General features: G+C 59.0%; 13 protein-coding genes and 1 riboswitch. Of the genes, 8 read left to right on the forward strand and 5 right to left on the reverse strand.

Translation table 11 applies throughout. The annotated features are described in order from the left end of the window. The first annotated feature begins 94 nt into the window (after positions 1-94). The 6 genes from AC07OV_RS26925 to AC07OV_RS26950 all read left to right on the forward strand — a co-directional run bounded on the left by AC07OV_RS26925 (position 95) and on the right by AC07OV_RS26950 (position 9,019). Positions 95-1,387, forward strand: coding sequence for an OprD family porin (locus AC07OV_RS26925; RefSeq protein ID WP_494997683.1), 1,293 nt, complete (start codon positions 95-97; stop codon positions 1,385-1,387). Between the two features lie 50 nt (positions 1,388-1,437). Next, positions 1,438-2,421, forward strand: coding sequence for a Bug family tripartite tricarboxylate transporter substrate binding protein (locus AC07OV_RS26930; protein WP_176999186.1), 984 nt, complete (start codon positions 1,438-1,440; stop codon positions 2,419-2,421). A 130-nt stretch (positions 2,422-2,551) separates the two neighbouring features. Continuing rightward, positions 2,552-3,010 carry a tripartite tricarboxylate transporter TctB family protein gene (locus AC07OV_RS26935; RefSeq protein ID WP_176999187.1) on the forward strand — a complete coding sequence of 153 codons (459 nt, stop codon included), beginning with the start codon at positions 2,552-2,554 and terminating at the stop codon, positions 3,008-3,010. Between the two features lies 1 nt (position 3,011). After that, a complete protein-coding gene (locus AC07OV_RS26940) occupies positions 3,012-4,526 on the forward strand; it encodes a tripartite tricarboxylate transporter permease (RefSeq protein WP_176999188.1) in 1,515 nt (504 codons plus the stop codon). Then, the gene (locus tag AC07OV_RS26945; RefSeq protein ID WP_176999189.1) at positions 4,519-5,547 is read left to right on the forward strand and encodes an AbrB family transcriptional regulator; all 1,029 of its coding nucleotides are present in this window, start codon (positions 4,519-4,521) and stop codon (positions 5,545-5,547) included. Before AC07OV_RS26940 ends, AC07OV_RS26945 begins: the two co-directional genes overlap by 8 nt. Before the next feature lie 163 nt (positions 5,548-5,710). Continuing rightward, positions 5,711-9,019 (forward strand): immunoglobulin-like domain-containing protein, encoded by a 3,309-nt coding sequence (locus AC07OV_RS26950; RefSeq protein ID WP_495093316.1) that lies wholly within the window; start codon positions 5,711-5,713, stop codon positions 9,017-9,019. Positions 9,020-9,154: 135 nt separating this feature from the next. Here AC07OV_RS26950 and AC07OV_RS26955 read toward each other — a convergent pair whose 3' ends face one another. From AC07OV_RS26955 to ung, 4 genes are all read right to left on the reverse strand, one after another. Then, on the reverse strand, positions 9,155-11,413 hold the full coding sequence (locus AC07OV_RS26955) for an autotransporter outer membrane beta-barrel domain-containing protein (protein WP_494997681.1): 2,259 nt from the start codon (positions 11,411-11,413) through the stop codon (positions 9,155-9,157). Positions 11,414-11,664: 251 nt separating this feature from the next. Next, a complete protein-coding gene (locus tag AC07OV_RS26960; protein ID WP_495093317.1) occupies positions 11,665-13,737 on the reverse strand; it encodes a hypothetical protein in 2,073 nt (690 codons plus the stop codon). A 198-nt stretch (positions 13,738-13,935) separates the two neighbouring features. Further along, positions 13,936-15,939, reverse strand: coding sequence for a hypothetical protein (locus AC07OV_RS26965; RefSeq protein WP_495093318.1), 2,004 nt, complete (start codon positions 15,937-15,939; stop codon positions 13,936-13,938). A 170-nt stretch (positions 15,940-16,109) separates the two neighbouring features. Continuing rightward, positions 16,110-16,802 (reverse strand): uracil-DNA glycosylase, encoded by a 693-nt coding sequence (gene ung / locus AC07OV_RS26970; protein ID WP_176999194.1) that lies wholly within the window; start codon positions 16,800-16,802, stop codon positions 16,110-16,112. A 136-nt stretch (positions 16,803-16,938) separates the two neighbouring features. Between ung and dspII the strand changes: the two genes are divergently transcribed. Next, a complete protein-coding gene (dspII, locus tag AC07OV_RS26975; protein WP_495093319.1) occupies positions 16,939-18,051 on the forward strand; it encodes an enoyl-CoA hydratase/isomerase DspII in 1,113 nt (370 codons plus the stop codon). On the opposite strand, the gene AC07OV_RS26980 is transcribed toward dspII, so the two are convergent. Beyond that, positions 18,048-18,410: a hypothetical protein gene (locus AC07OV_RS26980; RefSeq protein WP_495093320.1), complete on the reverse strand. Its 363-nt coding sequence runs from the start codon at positions 18,408-18,410 to the stop codon at positions 18,048-18,050. The genes dspII and AC07OV_RS26980 overlap by 4 nt on opposite strands. A gap of 313 nt (positions 18,411-18,723) precedes the next feature. Beyond that, a riboswitch (guanidine-I (ykkC/yxkD leader) is annotated at positions 18,724-18,825 on the forward strand. 60 nt (positions 18,826-18,885) lie between these two features. On the opposite strand from AC07OV_RS26980, the gene AC07OV_RS26985 reads away from it, so the two are divergent. Further along, entirely contained in the window at positions 18,886-19,953 is a 1,068-nt protein-coding gene (locus AC07OV_RS26985; RefSeq protein ID WP_495093321.1) for a putative urea ABC transporter substrate-binding protein, read from the forward strand. Positions 19,954-19,959: the final 6 nt, after the last annotated feature.

Here is a 19,959-nt window from a genome sequence, read left to right on the forward strand (position 1 = left end):
TGGGTTCTGCCCGCCCAGCTACCTGATCCGTAGCGCCCGAAAAACGCCTCGAAGCGTTTTCGCCAAAATAAGAACAATAACGGAGTACACAACGATGCTGTCGACACAGCCCCAGGCCTCCTCGCCTGTGCGTTTTTCCCGCCTGACCCAGACCGCCCTCGCCAGTGCCGCTGCCTTTGCCGGCTTCTCGCCGCTCAGCCAGGCTGCCTTTTTCGAAGACAGCAGCGCCACCCTCGAAACCCGCAACATGTACTTCAACCGCGACTTTCGCGACGGCACCAGCGCCCAACAATCCAAGCGCGACGAATGGGCCCAGGGCTTCATGCTCAATCTGCAATCGGGCTACACCGACGGCACCGTCGGTTTTGGCGTGGACGCGCTGGGCATGCTCGGGGTCAAGCTCGACTCCAGCCCCGACCGCACCGGCACCGGCCTGTTGCCAACCCACGACGACGGTCGCGCTGCCAATGAGTATTCCAAGCTGGGCCTGACCGGCAAAGTAAAAATCTCCGCCACCGAGTTGAAGATCGGCTCGCTGATCCCGGAATTGCCGATCCTCAAGCCCAACGATGGCCGCATCCTGCCGCAGACCTTCAACGGCGGCCTGATCACCTCCAAAGAGTTCAAGAACCTGGTGTTCACCGCTGGCCGCCTGGACAAAGCCAAGGACCGCGACGACACCAACTACGAAGATATCGCCCTCAACAACAAGAACAGCCGCTTCTTGACCGCAGCCACCGGCAAGCACTTCAACTTCGGTGGCGCCGACTACAAATTCGCCGACAAGATCACCGGCAGCTACCACTTCGCCCAGCTCGACGACGTGTACCGCCAGCACTTCCTCGGCCTGGTCGCCGCGCGCCCGATGGGCCCCGGCACCTTCGGCACCGACCTGCGCCTGGCCATCAGTGATGACACCGGCAGCGCCCGTGGCGGCAAGATCGACAACAAATCCTTCAGCAGCCTGTTCAGCTATGGCCTCAATGGCCATAAGCTCAGCGCCGGCTACCAGCGCATGTTCGGTGACAGCGCGTTCCCGTATGTGGATGGCAGCGACCCGTACCTGGTCAACTTCGTGCAGATCAACGACTTTGCCGGCGCCGAAGAGCGCTCCTGGCAAGCCCGCTACGACTATGACTTCGCCAAGCTGGGCATTCCCGGCCTGAGTTTCATGAGCCGTTACCTGTCGGGTGACAACATCAAGCTCAAGAACGGCGAGACCGGCAAGGAATGGGAACGCAACAGCGAGATCCGCTACGTGGTGCAGAGCGGCACATTCAAGGATGTGGCCGTGCGCCTGCGCAATGCCACCTACCGCACCAACTACTCGGCCCGTGATGCGGATGAAGTGCGCTTGCTGGTCAGCTACAGCGTCGCTCTCTGGTAAGTGCCCTCTGGTAAGTAGCCACTCATAACAACAAAGACGGAGATAAACAGATGACCTTTTCACTGCGTAAATTGGCCCTCGCCGCCGGCTGCATGATGTTCGCCGGCCAACTGTTGGCCGCCGACGAGCCCAAGCGCCCGGAGTGCATCGCTCCGGCCTCGCCAGGCGGTGGTTTTGACCTGACCTGCAAGCTGGCGCAAAGCGCGCTGGTCAACGAAAAGCTGCTGAGCAAGCCAATGCGCGTGACCTACATGCCGGGTGGCGTGGGCGCGGTGGCCTACAACGCGGTGGTCGCACAGCGCCCTGCGGACGCCGGCACCCTGGTGGCATGGTCCAGCGGTTCGTTGTTGAACCTGGCCCAGGGCAAGTTCGGCCGCTTCGATGAAAGCGCCGTGCGATGGCTGGCAGCCGTCGGCACCAGCTACGGTGCCATCGCGGTGAAAAACGATTCGCCCTACAAGACCCTCGACGACCTGGTCAAAGCCCTGAAGAAAGATCCGGGCAGCGTGGTGATCGGTTCCGGTGGCACCGTCGGCAGCCAGGACTGGATGCAAACCGCCCTGATCGCCAAGGCCGCCGGGATCAATCCGCGCGAGCTGCGTTACGTGGCCCTCGAAGGCGGCGGTGAAATCGCCACGGCCCTGCTCGGTGGTCACATTCAGGTCGGCAGTACCGACATCTCCGACTCCATGCCGCACATCCTCAGCGGTGACATGCGCCTGCTGGCGGTGTTCTCCGAGCAGCGCCTGGACGAGCCAGAAATGAAGAACATTCCGACGGCCAAAGAGCAAGGCTACGACATCGTCTGGCCAGTAGTGCGCGGCTTCTACCTCGGGCCAAAAGTCAGCGATGCCGACTACGCCTGGTGGAAAGACGCGTTCGACAAACTGCTGGCGTCCGACGAGTTCGCCAAGCTGCGTGACCAGCGCGAGCTGTTCCCGTTCGCCATGACCGGCCCCGAGCTGGACACCTACGTGAAGAAACAGGTGGCTGACTACAAAGTGCTGGCCAAAGAGTTCGGCCTGATCCAATAAACGCCCTTCTGTGGGAGCGGGCTTGCCCGCGAAAGACATCAACGATGACGCGTGCTGCCTGGACACGCACGGCGTCCTTGGATTTTTCGCGGGCAAGCCCGCTCCCACAAAAGCGGCCTAGGAGCTTCCTATGCTTTTACAACGCATTTTCGCCAGCGTGATGCTGTTGGTCTGTGCCGGTCTCGCGCTGATGGCGTGGCCGTACCAGGCCGCGTTTTCCTACGAGCCGGTGGGGCCGCGCGCCTACCCGCTGCTGATGCTTGGGCTGATGAGCCTGGGCCTGATCTACATGCTGTTTCGCCCACAGCCCACCAAGCACACCGAAGACGAACCGGCGCTGGACCGCGAAACCCTGATCAAGATCGGCATCTGCGTAGCGCTGCTGATCGTGTTTGCCGGCACCTTCGAACCCCTGGGTTTCATCCTCAGCAGCATGCTGATCGGCATCCCCATGGCCCGCCTGTACGGTGGCCGCTGGTTGCCGAGCGTGGTGATCGTCACGTTGATGGCCATCGGCTTGTACCTGCTGTTCGACAAAGCCATGGATGTACCGCTGCCCCTCGGCCTGCTCGACGTTCTGGAGAACTGACATGGATACTTTCAGCTATTTGGGTCAGGGCTTCGGCGTTGCACTGTCCCCCTACAACCTGGTGACCGCGCTGTGCGGCACCTTGATCGGCACCGTGGTCGGCCTGTTGCCGGGTTTGGGCCCGATCAACGGCGTTGCGCTGTTGATCCCCATCGCGTTTGCCTTGGGCCTGCCGCCAGAGTCGGCGTTGATCCTGCTGGCAGCCGTGTACCTGGGCTGCGAATACGGCGGCCGTATCAGCTCAATCCTGTTGAACATCCCGGGCGAAGCCTCCACCGTGATGACCACCCTCGACGGCTACCCGATGGCCCGCAAAGGCCTGGCCGGTGTGGCGCTGTCGTTGTCGGCGTGGAGTTCGTTCATCGGAGCCTTTATCGCCACCTGCGGCATGGTGCTGTTTGCTCCGCTGCTGGCCAAATGGGCGATTGCCTTCGGCCCGGCGGAATATTTCGTCCTGATGGTGTTCGCGATTGTCTGCCTCGGTGGCATGGCCGGTGACAAACCGCTGAAGACCTTCGTGGCGGCGCTGATCGGCCTGTTCCTGTCGGCGGTCGGTATCGACGCGAATAGCGGCGTGTACCGTTTTACCGGCGATAACATCCACCTCACCGACGGCATTCAATTTGTCGTGCTGGTCTTGGGCCTGTTTTCCATCAGCGAAATTCTGCTGCTACTGGAAAAAACCCACCGCGGCCAGGAAGCGGTCAAAGCCACCGGGCGCATGCTGTTCAACTTCAAGGAAGCCTCGGCGGTCTTCGTGGTGAACATCCGCTGCGGCCTGCTGGGTTTCATCATGGGCGTGTTGCCCGGCGCCGGCGCCACCCTGGCCTCGGCCGTTGCCTACATGACCGAAAAACGCCTGGCCGGTGCCAGCGGCAAATTCGGCCAGGGCGACATGCGCGGCCTCGCCGCCCCAGAAACCGCCATTGGTGCTTCTGCCTGCGGCGCCCTGGTGCCGATGCTGACCCTCGGCGTACCCGGTTCGGGCACCACGGCGGTGATGATCGGCGCCCTGTCGCTGTACAACATCACCCCGGGTCCGCTGTTGTTCCAACAGCAACCCGACATCGTCTGGGGCCTGATCGCGTCGTTGTTCATCGCCAACATCATGCTGGTGATCCTCAACATCCCGATGATCCGTATCTTCACGCGCATCCTCGCCGTGCCGAACTGGGCGCTGGTACCCGTGATCGCCATCATCACCGCGATCGGTGTGTACGCGGTTCACGCCACCACCTTCGACCTGTTCCTGATGGTCGGTATCGGCATCTTCGGTTATATCCTGCGCAAGCTCGACTTCCCGCTGTCGCCGGTGCTGCTGGGCTTTATCCTCGGCGGCCTGATGGAGCAGAACCTGCGCCGTGCACTGTCGATCTCCAACGGAGCGCTGGACATCCTCTGGTCGAGCCCGATCACCTTTGGTGTGTGGGTACTGACCGCGCTGATGCTGGCCTTCCCGCTGGTGCGCATCTACCGCAAACGTGCCCTGCAGCGTCGTGCCCTGGCCGATGTCTGAGGTCACCTTTAAACATTGGTGGGGAACACCGCTGGTCGGCCTGGCCGGCGGTTACCTGGCCAGCCTGGTCGGCTGGCCTTTGCCGTACATGGTCGGCTCGTTGCTGGCGATCATTCTGGTGCGTTGCCTCACGCCGTGGCAGTTGGCGGAGATTCCCGGCGGGCGCAAATGCGGCCAATGGGTGGTGGGCATCGGCATTGGCCTGCACTTCACCCCGGTGGTGATCGAGCAGGTGATGAGCCACTTCGGGCTGATCTTCTTCGGCGCACTGGTCACCAGCCTGTCGAGCATTGTCGGCGTGTGGTTGATGCGCCGCAGCGGTGAAGACCGCGCCACGGCGTTTTTCTCCAGCATGCCGGGCGGTTCCGGTGAGATGGTCAACCTCGGCGCACGCAACGGCGCGGTGCTCAGCCGTGTCGCGGCGGGGCAGAGTCTGCGGGTGTTGGTGGTGGTGCTGTGTGTGCCGGCGATCTTCAAGTACCTGCTTGAAGGCGGCACGCCACAGTTTCATCCGGCACCGGTCAGTTGGCCTTGGCTGTTCGCATTGTTTCCGATGGGCGCACTGGTGGCCTGGGGTTGGCAACGTTTACGCCAGCCGAACCCGTGGCTGTTCGGGCCCTTACTGGTGAGTGCGACTGCCAGCGTTGTGTGGGATCTGCACATCGGCTTGCCCGATGGCGGCAGCCAGATCGGCCAATGGTTGATCGGCAGCGGCCTGGGTTGCCACTTCAACCGGCAGTTCTTTCGCCGCGCGCCTTCGTTCATGGGCCGCACCTTGATCGGCACCGCGCTGACCATGGCACTGGCGACGTTGGCGGCGGTGGGGTTGAGTGCGCTGACTCATTTGGACTTGCGCTCGCTGACCCTGGGCATGATGCCCGGCGGCATTGCCGAGATGAGCCTCACCGCCGAAACCCTGCAACTGTCGGTGCCGTTGGTGACGGCGATGCAGGTGATGCGCTTGTTGTTTGTGTTGTTTCTGGCGGAGCCGTTGTTCCGGCACTGGAACCGCCAACCTTGACCTGGACGGGCGTGGCTCGCAACGAGCTACGGCCGCTGGTCTGAACTGTCAATTCTCACAGCTGGTCAGGCCGTGAGGCGGAGCGCTGAATCAAGGCCTCGACTCAATTCAACGATGAATCACGGGTCGTGCTCTTGATTAATACTCAGACAGGTATCCCGTCATGACACATGATCAAAACTCCCTACCAGCTACCACCTGTAGCTGCACATCGACGGATTTGACATCTGATCAAACCCAGCCGCCAGCCGTGCCCTGCGGCTGCGTACCCATAGTGCAACGCAGAAAACCTGGTAGAAAACCTGGGGGGCGCCTACCTGACAGGCCTGATCCTGGAGGCTGCCCCCCAGGCTTTCACAGGCCACCGTCATCCCGACAGCCCTTCGCTGCGCTGTACCCCTATATTCCGAATCTCACTCCCATCGTCGGCACCGACGGAGCCCTCAATAACGCCGCCCTGACAGTCAGCGCCCTCGGCGTCATCTACATCCTCTACGCCTGGCTCGAGCAGGCCGAGAATGACTTTGTCTGGGTTGAACTCAATGGTTTGGAAGTCGCCAACTACAACGTCTCCGACACTGACGCCACCCTTGGCAAGGATATTACGCTGAACATTGAGTCCGTTCGGTTTATCGACCAGGCAAACAACACACTGCAAGGCTTCGTCAGGCGCTTGAGCGGTGTCGTCGAGGAGACCACCCTTTTGAACGTCTGGGTGGACACCAAAGCGCCCGGGGGCCTAGACCCACAGGCCAGTACCCCCACCATCAATGAAAACCTGGCGCGTCCCCGCTTCGAAGATCCCACCATCGAAGCCTTCGGCATCATCACCCAGGCGGCCGCTCAACTCGGCATCAAGGTGATCATTGATGATTACCCGGTGAACCCGCTGGTGGATCAGGTCTACCACCGCAAAGAAGGTGATGTGATCTTCATCAGTATTGGCGGGGTGATCGTCACCCACACAGTCACCAGTTTTGAGGCCTCCGGCAGCGCGCCCATCGTTATCACTATCAACTATGGCACCTGGCAGCAGGTAACGCCCGGTGTAAACATTTTTGAATGGTTCGTGCGGGATAAGGCCGGCAATCAGTCCCACGGCTTTTCGATTCCAAGGCTTATACAAAACAATGTGGGCGGGGGCACCGGCCCGTTGTTGCCTGAACCGTATGTGCTTGAATCCGATTACGACGGGGGTTCAGACGAAGACTTCATTGACACTGATGCACAATTGAGCGACCTGAACACTGAAATATCAATCAGAAATTATGGCTGGGCCCTCAACGACCAAGTACTTGTCACCTATCTAGGGCTTACCTCGACAGGTGAGCCTCTCAAGCATATCGAAACCGCTGACATACCACAGCCCAACGCGTTGCGAATTTACGTTCCCATACCATTGGAGTTTGCCAAAAAACTTGCGGGGGGCCGCTTGTTGATTACTTACGAACGCGTGCGAGTGGGTGAGGCGAATACGCCCTCCAATGCCGTCGTTTACAGCATGCGCGGCACGCCTGTTGACAACAGCCGGCCAGCCCCCGTGGTCAAAGGGCTCGTAGGCGGTGTCCTGCCGGTAGATACTGATCCAGTGGAAATTACCGTGCCCTTCTTCGGACAAGACCCCAGTGACAAGGTCGACCTGATCATCGAAGGCAAGGCCCTGGACGGCACCCCTGTGTATGCGAAATACACTGAGATCGCAGGCACGGGAGACCTCGACTACTTTCTGGACTACTCCAGCGTATTCGCCCCTCTGGAGGGTTCATCTTTCAAGGCGTACTATGTGGTCAATGACGACACCACTCGTCCGTCGAAATCGGTAGTCGTTCAGGTGGGCGACATTGCGGTGACACTGCCGCCTCCTACTTCGCCAGAAGCACCACCGCCTGACCATGTATTTGATGAACTCGTCAGCAAAGGCAACCTGAAGGCACTCGTCCATCCACATTCGAGCATCGCCCTGAACGATGAGGTCCGGGTTGTTGCCATTGGCAGCAAACCAGGTGGCAGTATCACCACCGCGTGGTTGAAAGTGACGCCCACCTGGTTTAACTCACCGCTGCCTTTCACGATTGCGCGCGCGATTGTGCTGGCGAACAAAGAAGGCACCATGACACTGCACTGGGAAGTCAGGACACTGCCTACAGACACACCGCTCAAATCTCTACCGTTGATCGTCAACGTAGGCGCGATGCTGCAAATCACCGACTGCCCAAGCCTGCTCGAAAGCACCTTTGTGTCACCTTGCGTCACGCAACTTAATCCGCTGAACGTCTGGACGCCCTCGCCTCGTATCGTCACATTCAGGGTCAAATATCTGATGCAGCCTACAGATCTTGTGACACTGGTGGTGCAGGGCAAGCCAGGTCTGGGAATGCCCTCTATCCCGTCTAAACCCGGCGTTCCGGATGCAGGCCATGACTACATCACGTTTGCCTACGGCAGTGACTTTGTCGCAGCTTATTTGGGTGAGCCCTTCACCGCGCATGCTGAAGTGCAGCGCAACGGAAACGTTATTGAGTCTCCTAAGCTGACCGTTAACGTGGATGCGCTGTCGGAACAAACACCTGAATTAGTGAGCGTACCTGAAGCGGTGGGAGGGGTTATTACTGCCAATGGCGCCAACAATGTGCGCGTTACGCAGTGGCCATTTTTCAAGGCTGGACAACCGGTGTTCGTCGATATCCTGCACACTTCTGGCGACCAGAATGTGCGAAACGGCGTCGTAGTCAGCGCCGCGGAGTTCGCTGCCAAACAAACGGTGAACTTGATTCAGAAGGCGTACTTGATGGCTCTTCCCAACGGGACGTCAGTAACAGTTCAAGCCCATGTGTCATTGGACGAGATGGCTGACAAAGCGACAGCAATCAAGCTCAAACCAGTGGCGTATCAGATCAAACAAGCCCCCGCGCTCACCATTGATACCTCCCAGATGAATTTACATGGCCGTGCGATTTACGCGCCCACTCTGAACCACAATGGGCAAGACTACATCGGCAACACTCAAACTCGTACGGCCTCCGGCGGTACAGGTTCGATTTCCTATTCATCCAGAAATACGGGTATAGCGACCGTAGCGGCAGCAACCGGTAAAGTAATCGGAAGGCACAACGGCGACACGGTTATCGATGCACGGGATAGCCTTGGCAATACCGTCTCGTATCCAGTATCGGTGAGAAATGTATGGCAACTGTACACATATAATTCGGGCTTGACATTCAATCAAGCGATCAGTTGGCGTAACTCGTTGTCCGGTGCAGTGGGCCTGCCCTACTACGATGGGATAAACCTCATGGAGAGGGTTTATGGCCCTCCCAGTACTTGGTTTACTGACCAGGGATCGGTCTATTGGCTATGCCTTGACGGTGGATGCGATGCATTATCCAGGGCGGTCTGGAGCATCCAGTACCCCAACGGCATCTACTGCCGAAACCCGAACAATCAATTTTGGGCCTGGTGCTTGGTGCCCTAGTGTGAAGAAGGCGAGAACTAAGGCCAACTTGCTTGAATGAACTGCGCTGACACAAAAAACGCCCCGTGCTCAGCAGCACAGGGCGTTTTTTGTGATGCAACACAGGCACAAGAATCTTGTGCCTGGTACTCAGAATCAGAATTCGTACCGTAACCCTAAATTAACCCCAAATGGCTGCTTGATATTCTTGCCAGTGCTGTGCTCCAGGTCAGTATGCAACTTCACATTCTGCGACACCGACATCGCCACGCCCGCGCCCAGCTTCAAGCGTGACCCCGACAGGTCGTTATTGAACGAATTGTCATTGACGAACACCTTGTTGCTCTGGTCGAACTCATGGGCCACTGCGGCCTTGAGGTACGGCTGCAACACGCTGCCACTTTCCAGTTGGAAGTTGCGGCCAGCGGTCACGCCGACTTCACCGATCACCGTGCTCGAACGATCGCCCTTGGCCTGCAGGCCGTTGTCCAGGGTGTAGCTCTGGGCCTGGGTGATCACTGCCGCGATTTGTCCATACGGCTCAACGAAATAGCCATCGTCCAACTTGATGTGACGGCCCACTTCCGCCGAAGCGCCCACAGCGTTTTGCGTGTAGTTGCCCTTGGCTTTCTTGCCGTCGCTCATCGCCACGTCAGAATCGCTGTGCAAGCGGTTGAGCTTGAGCACGCCGTCGAAGTAGAAGCCGCTTTCGGCATCCAGCCAAGTGGCATAACCACCCACGTAGTAGCTTTTGATCTCAGCCTTGCTGCCACGGTTGAGGTCCAGGTCCGAAGTACTGTGGCCGGCCATCGCACCGATCAACCACTGACCATCACCGGCTTGCAGCGGTGCATCGGCACCGATGGTGAAACCGCGTTGGGATTGGTTGTAACCCAGACCGGTCTTGTCGTTGGACACTTCATACTTGTTGCCGTAGGCACGGCTCCACAACCCGGCGGATTTGCCATCGTTGAAGCGCAACTCACCCATGCGGGTACGCAGGGTGGTCATTTCGCCCAACAACACACTTGGTGCCGCGTTGAACAGCGCCAGTACCGAATTGGTGCTCGGGCTGATCACTTTGTTGTTCGGGTCCAGGTACCAGTCCTGGTCACGGTTATCGCTGACCAGGCCGTACGAATAGGTACCCACATCAACACGATCACCGACCAGACTGAATGTGGCACCGCCGTCGGCGGTGTGGACCACATGCAAACGGTCATCGGACAACGGGTCGGCACCGGTGCTGGAGATCAGCAACTGGTGGGCGCCGGACGAAGTCCCTGTCACGTTGAGGAAGTCACCCGTCAAGGTGGAGAAATCCGCCTTCATGATAAAGGTGCCGCCCGTGCCATTGAGATTGGTCACGTCCAGTTGGTAGAACGCGCCCGAGTCGCCGAACTTGACGTTACCGCCATTCATCGACAGTTCCTTGAGTTCATCCTGGCCATCGACCAGCACCCAGGTGGCATCGCTGTTGACCGACAGCTTGTCGACGTTTTCCAGGCGGCCGGTGAGGATCGCGCCGTTGTTCAGGCCCACATTGGCAGTGCCGCCGTTGTTGATGATGTCGCCGGTCATCGAGGCGAAATCCAGGTTCAGGTCCAGCGCACTGCCGCTGCCGACCTGGATGTTGCCGACCAGGTTGCTGTTGTTGACCAGTACGTCAGCGGAGCCGCCGTTGATCAGTTCCAGCATGTTGCCGTTGCCACCTTCCAGTGTGGTGCCATTGCTGAGGGTAATCGGTGTAACTCCCGTCCCCGGCCCATCCACCACAATGGCGGCACCGGTTTGACCGACGACGCGGGTGCCATCAAGGTGAAAGCGGGTGGGTGCGGTTTCTCCACCGCTGCGATAGACGTAAAGACCATTGGTGCCGCCGGTCAGACTGCCGCCTTGGGCGGCCAGGTTACCGTCGATCGCCAACACACCGAACTCTCCACCGACGACATCGGTGTTCATCATCTGCAGCGTGCTTTCCCGCCCCAGGTTGACGCCATAGGTGGCCCCTTCAATCAGGCTGTTGGACACCACCGCGTGACTGCCCACACCATCCTGCTCGCCCACGACCAGCCCAATGCCGCTTGCACTGGAAATGTGAGCGTCGCGAATGGCTGCCTGGCTGCCGAACAACCGAACGCCGTCTTCGGAGCCCGCAACCACTTGGCCGCCATTCATTTCAAAGATCGAATTCTGCGACAGCACGCTGAGAATCGAACCACCGTTGGAAGTCAGCTTGGCACCGTCTTTCAGGGTGTAGCGATCAAACGGGCTCTCGGCATCAATGACGAGTTGCTGACCTGCGCCCAGGTCTACGGCAGACACGTGAGTTGCCGCCAGTGAAAAAGGTGCAATCGCCAGGATTTTGATCGCGGTAGACAAGCGCGAGCGCTTGAAGAGTACTTGGGTATTCATAGGGTAGAACCTCTAGTCGGATGACTGAACAAGCCAATCGATTACAGGACTCATCGACTCAGGCTTTCAGAGGCGCCGAGGTTACGTACCCGAAGGGGAACTTCATGTAGGCCGAATCAACGACCCTGTAGGACTTTCCTTAATGGTGGGTGGGCGAAATTTTGAGGTGAACCCTCAAGCCAGCATCGATAACCCTTGGGGCTTGCCCCCAAGGGTTAATGGGCGTCACTCAATGCATTTGAAACAGCGCTTTAACCGCAAACGCCTCCGCCCAGCTGATACCGACTGACGTACAAGGCACTAGGGTCGGACTCTCCCGGAGTCCCCCCCAGCGTGAGTACTTTGTAATAAGCCTCGACACGCCCCTGTGTGACGGGGGAGATGTAAGTGGCGTAGGGCACCGTGAATATTTCGCCAGGGTGTCCGGCAAAGTGATCCAACGTGACGGTCACCGGAGGGAACTCATGTTCGAGTACCACGACTGACGAGAAGAAGTCATCAGGCCCATAGATCACCCATACCAGGGTCACTTGATCGCCAGCTTTCAATTTGCCCGGGCTGATGATTTTGGTTTTGATGCCTGACGTAATGCCATCATCACAGTTAATGAAGAACGGATCGTCGTCAGCCCCAGTCCCCTGCGCATCTGGATATTGCAGCAGTTCCAAATCTCCAATCACGAACGCTTTTACATCGACTGGGGTTGGCAGGGAATCAATGAAATTGTTGTTGGTTCCATTGTTGAGGCTGTAATAAACATCGTGGACTCCGTTACCCACCAGGGCAATGACTGACGCAGGAACCGGGATACTGAATTGTGAAGCCGTCTCATCCGCCAGCGTAACGGTGTAAGGTGGTAAAAGCGCCGGAGAGCCGTTCCAGTAAATCTGGATTCGGTCACCTGCCACAGCGCCGGTATAGACCGCAAAAGTGGCCGTGGCATTACCTGTATCGCCCGGGCCGATCTCGTTGGTCAAACCGCCAGCCGAGGTGATTGTGAGCAGCCCAAGATTAGGATTGACCGGACCGGGGCCACCCGGATCGGGAATCAGGCCCGGAGCCGTCAGATCCACGGGAACGCTGATCGTGCTGGAAGACGGCGAGGCATTACCGTCTGCAACAACCACGTAAAAGACATCGGCGATATAAGGGGCATCCTCACCTCCAGACGCCAAAACGTTCCACGGTATTGGAATGTCTTTAGGGAACGTTAAGTTGTTCACCGGTGCATAGATCAATAGCCCGTTAAAATTGACAACGATTTGTTGGCCAATTTTAACGTTGTCGTAGCCCGTGATTCGAACATAGGCGCGATTCAACTGAGCGTCCTCCCGATCCAGCGGCGCTTCGGGCACGACAGGCGGTTGCAGGTTTGAAGGACTGGGGTCAACTGTAAGCGTTATCTCCGTCAAATAAGGGGGGAAGGTCGTTTCATTACCGGCGCGGTCGTAGTAGGTATACGCCAGTTGGTAGACGCCTGACTCCATGTCCAAGATGTCCGCCTTGTCCAAGGTAACGCTCACCGGTAAATTATTGACGGGCAAATCGGTGACTGTGGCAATCGGCGTCGGATCCGTGTAATGCCAGAAAATACTGAGTTGATCCCCTACCTGAGGATCAAACCGAGGGCTGCAGGTGACGGTGAAAATGTTGGTCGGAACGTTGAGCAACTCCACCGTCACTTTGCCACTGACCACCCAGGCCGGAAGCGTTGCTCTGGCCGGCCGGGTCCCGGCGTGTGTGTCGTATCGGTCAACCGTAACGACCGCGGGCCCACTCGAACTATCAGACGTCGTACCATGAAACACTTCGTAGGTCAGGTTTTTGAGACCGTGATCACCCAATTGCGCTTGATCGAACGTGTAAGGGCGAGGCCATATCAGCTCGGGGGCATTCAGGTTGGGGCCAAGGTCCTCACGGGGCCCCACGAGCACATTATTGATCCTGATCTCCAGAGCGTACCTCGCAAACGGGCCGCCTCCCCCTGGGGACCATCTGGGGATCTCAATCATCAAACCCTCCAGGTAAAGCGTCTGGAGACTCATCAAACCAGGCTGGCCACCGGGCACATCTGGCAGTGCATTCAACACGTCTATGGCAGCCAGTGAGCCTGCCCGTGGGGCTCTTCGCGTGGATCGAGGCTCTGTCAAAACCGAGCGACCGGAAGCTTTGGCTTTTTTCTTGGCTTTCTTGGGCGCTTTGGGTTCCTTGATATTTTTGGGTTTCTTTAAACTTGCCATCTTGGTTGACTCCGGAAGTTTAGATAACGTGCCCGCTTCAAAAACAGACAGGTAGCCACTTGTATTAAGCGCCCCAAAAAACATTCGCACACCTGTCAACATTGACAGTTTTGCGTGTTATCCACTTCTGCGTCGTCGTTGTTTTATCGTCGCGCCCCTACGCACATCGCTGACGACAATAAGGACATGCACGATTGATTTAATGTGATCAAACCCTGCCAGTGCCCGCTTGAATCAAAACAACAAGGGGGCCTAAGGCCCCCCTGACATTCAACCTGTTTTCTACTGGGTTTTTGCTTTGCCGGGTTTCGACGGCTTACCTGCAGGAGGCGCGAGGCATGTCGTTCCACCGGGCCGAATCAGATCAATCCGTGCGAAATTGGCAGCTGACTTGCCGGTTGGGCCCGACATTTTGTAGAGACGGAAGTAAAACAACCCGGAACCATTGGTTGAAATCAGCCCAGGCACTGTGATCAACGGGTCGAAGGGTTCTATGTAGACCTCTGCCACTCCAGCAGTCCTGTGGGCGTCCGTCAGTTCCAGTTCAAACCAGACCTGAGACCCCGCAATAGGCGCCCCCCCACCATTGGTCGTGCGGTGACTGCTCCAGAACAACCTGACCTTATCGCCGACTTCAAAGTGAGTCGTGCTCCAGGGAATCCCCAGGATGACCGCCTCATAGGGCTGAGGTACGGTATCGCACGCGATCATTTTAGACGGGTGATTGTTCAGCAAGCTTGCCGCTGCCAGCCCCGTCAAGGTATCCAACTCAACACGAACCTGGGTGGCACGGCTTCGTTGATAATTGACGCCGTTATAGGTCCAGTAATAAACCTCTACCAGCCCACCCCCCGCGACGATCAAGGCCCACGGCACATACAGCTGCACGGTTTGCCCGGCGACATCTCCGGGATCGACCACTTTTATATCGGCAAATGTGGCGTCATTGCCCCAGAACAGACGCAGGTTTTCCCCCACCTGCGGATTGAAGAACAAAGGCACCTCAACCAAGGCAGGGCCGGGTGAGTCTGCGGGAGTGACCACGTTATCCGCGGTGACCCCTTTGACCGTTACAATCGGCAACGCGGGGTTGATCGGATCGGGGCTGACCGGGGGATCACCTGCCACCGTAGCATCGACTTCAATGAAGGTGTCCGGTGAGTTCTTGGTGAGCGAACCCCGCGCAAACGCGTACCACACCCTTACCGGGTATCGAGCGTCAAACCCGCCAACCAGGAATATCGGCCACGTGACGTCCACGGAAATGGGCCAGATCTGCGTCGCACCTACGGTAATCGTCGCCAGAATATGGGTGTTCCAGCGCAGAGTCAGGGTATCGCCCTCCTCCGCCCCTATCACCTCCTGCAGGGAGAAACTCACGCCTTGGCGGATATCATCCAGGTCAATCAGGCCATCGGTTTCTGCCCGAGGCACCAAAGGCCGGAGCAAATCGGGCAAGGAAACCAGGTTGATATCGAGTTTGACCGGATCGGAAAAAGGTCCGATGTTGCCGACACGGTCCATCAACCGATAGGACGCCCACCTTTCACCACCACCACTGGTGCGAACAACTGCCTCGGGAATCAGGTACAGCAGTGGGTCACCGTCTTCAATGTGACGCCGTTCAACCGTAAAACTGCCGACATAGTCGATATTGGGGATGGTCCCAAAGAACACCATGACCACGTCTTCGGTGCGCATGACCAGGTAACGTGGAACTTCACAGGGGATACCTGCGTCGGCGGTGAGCTCGGCATCACTCACGCCGTCAAGTGTGTCGGGGCCGAATATAAGTTCGGCACCCGGGTTATCCTGGTTGGGGGCAAGATCGTCGACATCAATCAGCGTTCGCTCCGACTCGCCCGTCGGCAACAATACCCCACTGATCTTGTAATACATCTGGCTGACACCGGGCGTATCCAGCAACCATGCCGGCAGCGCTTTGGTGTACGGGAACAAGACGGCGGGATCATAGGGGCCGAGGATCTCCTCGGTCCACACGTGGTCGCCCTTCCAGAAGTATTCAATGTTGGTGCGCACGTTTGTGGCTGCGTTATTGGGCGTCCACACGCTTGGAATGGTGACTTTGAAAGGCTGGCCCCGAACTGACAGGGGGATTTTGTGTGCGGCTTCGTCCCATAACAGTGGAAGGCCGTCTTCCGGTAGTGGGCCCACCACCCCTGGCGATGGAGCGGCAAGCCCGGCAGGAGAGCTCTTTTTTCTTTTGTTGGGACGGGCCTTTTGGGCGACGGTTTTTTTCTGTTGGCGCACCTTCGAGTCAGTCATCTCATTCTCCCAACGCAACCCATGATGTGGCGACCATGGGCTACTGCGCTGGTGCGAACCCTCCGCCTACGGTCAGGAGAACAGTTAAAACGTAAATCGACAGGTTGAATACTGTCAGAACTCACAGGTGCCTACGGCGCAAAGCTTGCTTGCGTTGTCCCCACGCGTGCTTAAAGCGGCGGCAAACACCACTCAATCGGCGTCTCGCCATTCTGCTCAAGAAACTTGTTGGTACGGCTGAAATGCCCGCATCCCAGAAACCCGCGATACGCCGAGAGCGGCGACGGGTGCACCGAAGTCAGCACCAGGTGCTTGGTGGCATCGACCAGCTTCTGCTTGCCCTGGGCATGGGCGCCCCACAGCAGGAACACCAGGTGGGGTTGGTGCTCGCTGACCACCTCGATAATGCGATCGGTAAAGAACTGCCAGCCCTTGCCTGCGTGGGCATTGGCGTTGGCGCGCTCGACGGTCATGGTGGTGTTGAGCAACAGCACGCCCTGGTCAGCCCAGCTCTGCAGGCAACCGTGATTGGGGATGTCGATGTTCAGGTCGCGCTTGAGTTCTTTGTAGATGTTGACCAGTGACGGCGGCGTCGGCACGCCCGGTTGCACCGAGAAGCACAGGCCGTGGGCCTGGCCGGGGCCGTGGTACGGGTCCTGGCCGAGGATCACCACCTTGACCTTGTCCAGCGGCGTGGAATTGAGCGCATTGAAAATCAGCGGGCCCGGCGGGTAGATCTCTTTGCCGGCCGCGTGCTCCAGGCGCAGGAACTCGCGCAGCTCGGCCATGTAGGGCTTTTCGAACTCATCACGCAGGGCGTGCTTCCAGCTGGGTTCGAGTTTGATACGGTCGCCGTCGGTCATGTTTGAATGGTCTTGTAAAAAAGAATGAGGCGAACCCTAGGAAAGCCGCCCCCGCTTGTCAATTGATCTGACACACCTGCGGCACTTTCCTGGGATGCGAGCATACTGAACCTTCACTCCCCCGAATGAGGTCATGATGAACCTGCACTTCGAAGAGCTGACCGGCAGCGACGGTGCCCGCCTGGGCATCGCCAGCCTGGACGCTGAAAAATCCCTGAATGCCTTGTCCCTGCCGATGATCCTGGCGCTGGGCGAACGCCTGGACGCCTGGGCCAAAGACCCCAACATTGTCTGTGTGCTGTTGCGCGGCAATGGCGCCAAGGCGTTTTGCGCCGGTGGCGAAGTGCGCAGCCTGGCCCTGGCCTGCCGTGAACAGCCTGGTGAAGTGCCGGCGTTGGCCGCACAGTTCTTTGCTGCGGAGTACCGCCTCGACTACCGCTTGCACACCTACCCCAAGCCCGTGATCTGCTGGGGCCACGGCTACGTGTTGGGCGGTGGCATGGGCTTGTTGCAGAGTGCGGCGGTGCGCATCGTCACGCCGACCAGCCGCCTGGCGATGCCGGAGATCAGCATCGGCCTGTACCCGGACGTGGGCGCCAGCTGGTTTCTGTCACGCCTGCCCGGCAAGCTCGGTCTGTTCCTCGGCCTGACCGGCGCCCATATCAATGGCCGTGATGCCATGAACCTGGGCCTGGCCGACCGCTTCCTGCGCGATGACCAGCAAGACGAACTGATCGAAGGCTTGCTGCAACTGAACTGGCAGGAACAGACCGCGATGCAGATCAACAGCCTGCTCAAGGCCCTGGCCCAGGAAGCGGTCGGCCAGCAACCCGAAGCCCAGTGGCTACCGCGCCGGGCACAGATCGACGAATGGCTGGACGTGGGCGATGTGCGCTGCGCTTGGCGGGCCTTGAGCCTGCTGCGAGATCACGCCGACCCACTGTTCAAGCGTGCCGGCACCACCTTGAGCGAGGGCTGCCCGCTGACCGCGCACCTGGTGTGGGAACAGATCCAGCGCGCCCGCCACCTGTCGTTGGCCCAGGTGTTCCAGATGGAATACACCTTGAGCCTCAACTGCTGCCGCCATCCGGAATTCGCCGAGGGCGTGCGGGCACGCTTGATCGATAAAGACCAGAAACCTCACTGGCACTGGCCGGATATCAACGCGATTCCCGACGCCGTGGTGCACGCGCACTTCCACAAGGCCTGGGAAGGCCGCCACCCGCTGGCGGACTTGTCCGACATTTAGCGGCCGCCATGGCCGCCGTGCCCGCCATGCCCGCCGCCCCTGTTGTGGCCACCGCCATTACCCCAACGGTTGCCCCAGCCCTGGTTCGGGTAGGGCCGGTAATCGGGCCGTGGATAATAGCGCGGTGCCGGTTGGTAGTAGCGCGGTGCCGAGTAATAGCGCGGTTGCGGCGCATAGTAACGCGGCGCCGGGTAGTAACTGCGCCCGTATTGATACGCCGTGCCGCCGCCGTAGTAATACGCTGGCGCCGGTGCGGTGTAGACCTCGGAACGGTAATAGCTCTGGCCGCCCTCGTAATAGGGCACACACGCAGAAAGGGTCAGACCGAGTAAAGCGCTGAGAAGCAATCGTCGATACATGGCGGCCTCCTGGACCGCGGAAGAGCACCTCCAGCGACGCTGGAGGGCGGCATTCGTCTTTCACTGAATGACGAAACATCTGACATCAAAAACCGAATCTGGTGCGTTTCCGACACAGGTTGAAACATCTGTTTCAGACGAAACGGATGCCTCATCTCAGTGCGACCGCGCACCAGCACAACGCACCACCCAGCCCTGCCTGTTCTCGTGTATCGCGCAAACCCGCGATCTTCAGGCGTGCCTGCCACTTGGCACGACTCTCGCTTTGCCTCTGGCGTGCAGGATTGAAAACAGGTTCGCGGCACCACAATTTGCAATGGCCGACTAGGGTTCCGGCTCGCCAAAAGCGAGTGGCTGGTCCGAGAGTTGGCGACCTCCAGTTGAGGTTACACGGCGGGATAAAAGCCCGGGAGACAAGCCACCGTTCACGGTGCCGCGTTGCTCCTGCTCGCCCTTGATCAACTGGAGAAGCCCCATGCCCTCACTGCGTTTACCCGCCTTGCTCGCCGCCGCCTTTGCTGCGGTGTTGAGTGTACAAACCCAAGCCGCCCCCAAAGACCACTTCAGCGTGTGCTGGACCATTTATGCCGGCTGGATGCCGTGGGAGTACGCCGGCAGCCAGGGCATCCTCGACAAGTGGGCCAAAAAGTACGGCATCAAGATCGACATGGTGCAGCTCAATGACTACGTCGAATCCATTAACCAGTACACCGCCGGCCAGTTTGACGGCTGTACCATGACCAACATGGATGCGCTGACCATTCCCGCCGCAGGCGGTGTGGACAGCACCGCACTGGTGGTCAGCGACTTTTCCAACGGCAACGATGGCGTGGTGATCAAGGGCACCGGCAAGACCGTGGCCGACCTCAAGGGCATGAACGTCAACCTGGTGGAACTCTCCGTGTCCCACTACCTGCTGGCCCGCGCCCTGGAGTCGGCTGACCTCACGGAAAAAGACCTGAAAGTGGTCAACACCTCCGACGCCGACATCGCCGCGGCCTTCAACACCGACCAGGTGCAAGCCGTGACCACCTGGAACCCGATGCTTTCCGAGATCAAGGCCAAGCCTGGCGTCACCCAGGTGTTCGACTCCAGCAAAGTGCCCGGCGAAATCATGGACATGATGGTGGTCAATACCCAGGTCCTCAAGGACAACCCGGCCCTGGGCAAGGCCCTCACCGGCGCCTGGTTTGAAACCGTCGCGCTGATGAACGCCAAAGGCGCCGCCAGCACCGAAGCCCTCGAACATATGGCCAAGGCCTCCGGCACCGACCTCAAGGGGTTCCAGGCGCAACTGGACACCACCAAGCTGTTCGCCACGCCCAAGGAAGCCCTGGCGTTTGCCACCAGCGCGCAACTGCCGGCCACCATGCGCAAGGTCGCCGAGTTCTCCTTTGAACACGGCCTGCTCGGCGAAGGCGCCAAGGACACCAGCGCGGTGGGCATGAGCTTTGCCAACGGCGTGACCAGCGGCGACACCGCCAACCTCAAGCTGCATTTCGACCCCCGCTACGTGCAAATGGCGGCCGACGGCACGCTGTAAGAGGAC

Source organism: Pseudomonas sp. GW821-FHT09A09 (assembly GCF_059418405.1).

Excerpts from the sequence above, each read along its gene's own strand:
- AC07OV_RS26955 (WP_494997681.1), bottom strand. The coding sequence starts at position 11,413 with ATGAATACCCAAGTACTCTTCAAGCGCTCGCGCTTGTCTACCGCGATC.
- dspII (WP_495093319.1), top strand. The coding sequence starts at position 16,939 with ATGAACCTGCACTTCGAAGAGCTGACCGGCAGCGACGGTGCCCGCCTG.
- AC07OV_RS26950 (WP_495093316.1), top strand. The coding sequence starts at position 5,711 with ATGACACATGATCAAAACTCCCTACCAGCTACCACCTGTAGCTGCACA.
- AC07OV_RS26980 (WP_495093320.1), bottom strand. The coding sequence starts at position 18,410 with ATGTATCGACGATTGCTTCTCAGCGCTTTACTCGGTCTGACCCTTTCT.
- AC07OV_RS26930 (WP_176999186.1), top strand. The coding sequence starts at position 1,438 with ATGACCTTTTCACTGCGTAAATTGGCCCTCGCCGCCGGCTGCATGATG.
- AC07OV_RS26935 (WP_176999187.1), top strand. The coding sequence starts at position 2,552 with ATGCTTTTACAACGCATTTTCGCCAGCGTGATGCTGTTGGTCTGTGCC.
- AC07OV_RS26960 (WP_495093317.1), bottom strand. The coding sequence starts at position 13,737 with ATGTTTTTTGGGGCGCTTAATACAAGTGGCTACCTGTCTGTTTTTGAA.
- AC07OV_RS26940 (WP_176999188.1), top strand. The coding sequence starts at position 3,012 with ATGGATACTTTCAGCTATTTGGGTCAGGGCTTCGGCGTTGCACTGTCC.
- ung (WP_176999194.1), bottom strand. The coding sequence starts at position 16,802 with ATGACCGACGGCGACCGTATCAAACTCGAACCCAGCTGGAAGCACGCC.
- AC07OV_RS26945 (WP_176999189.1), top strand. The coding sequence starts at position 4,519 with ATGTCTGAGGTCACCTTTAAACATTGGTGGGGAACACCGCTGGTCGGC.
- AC07OV_RS26925 (WP_494997683.1), top strand. The coding sequence starts at position 95 with ATGCTGTCGACACAGCCCCAGGCCTCCTCGCCTGTGCGTTTTTCCCGC.
- AC07OV_RS26965 (WP_495093318.1), bottom strand. The coding sequence starts at position 15,939 with ATGACTGACTCGAAGGTGCGCCAACAGAAAAAAACCGTCGCCCAAAAG.
- AC07OV_RS26985 (WP_495093321.1), top strand. The coding sequence starts at position 18,886 with ATGCCCTCACTGCGTTTACCCGCCTTGCTCGCCGCCGCCTTTGCTGCG.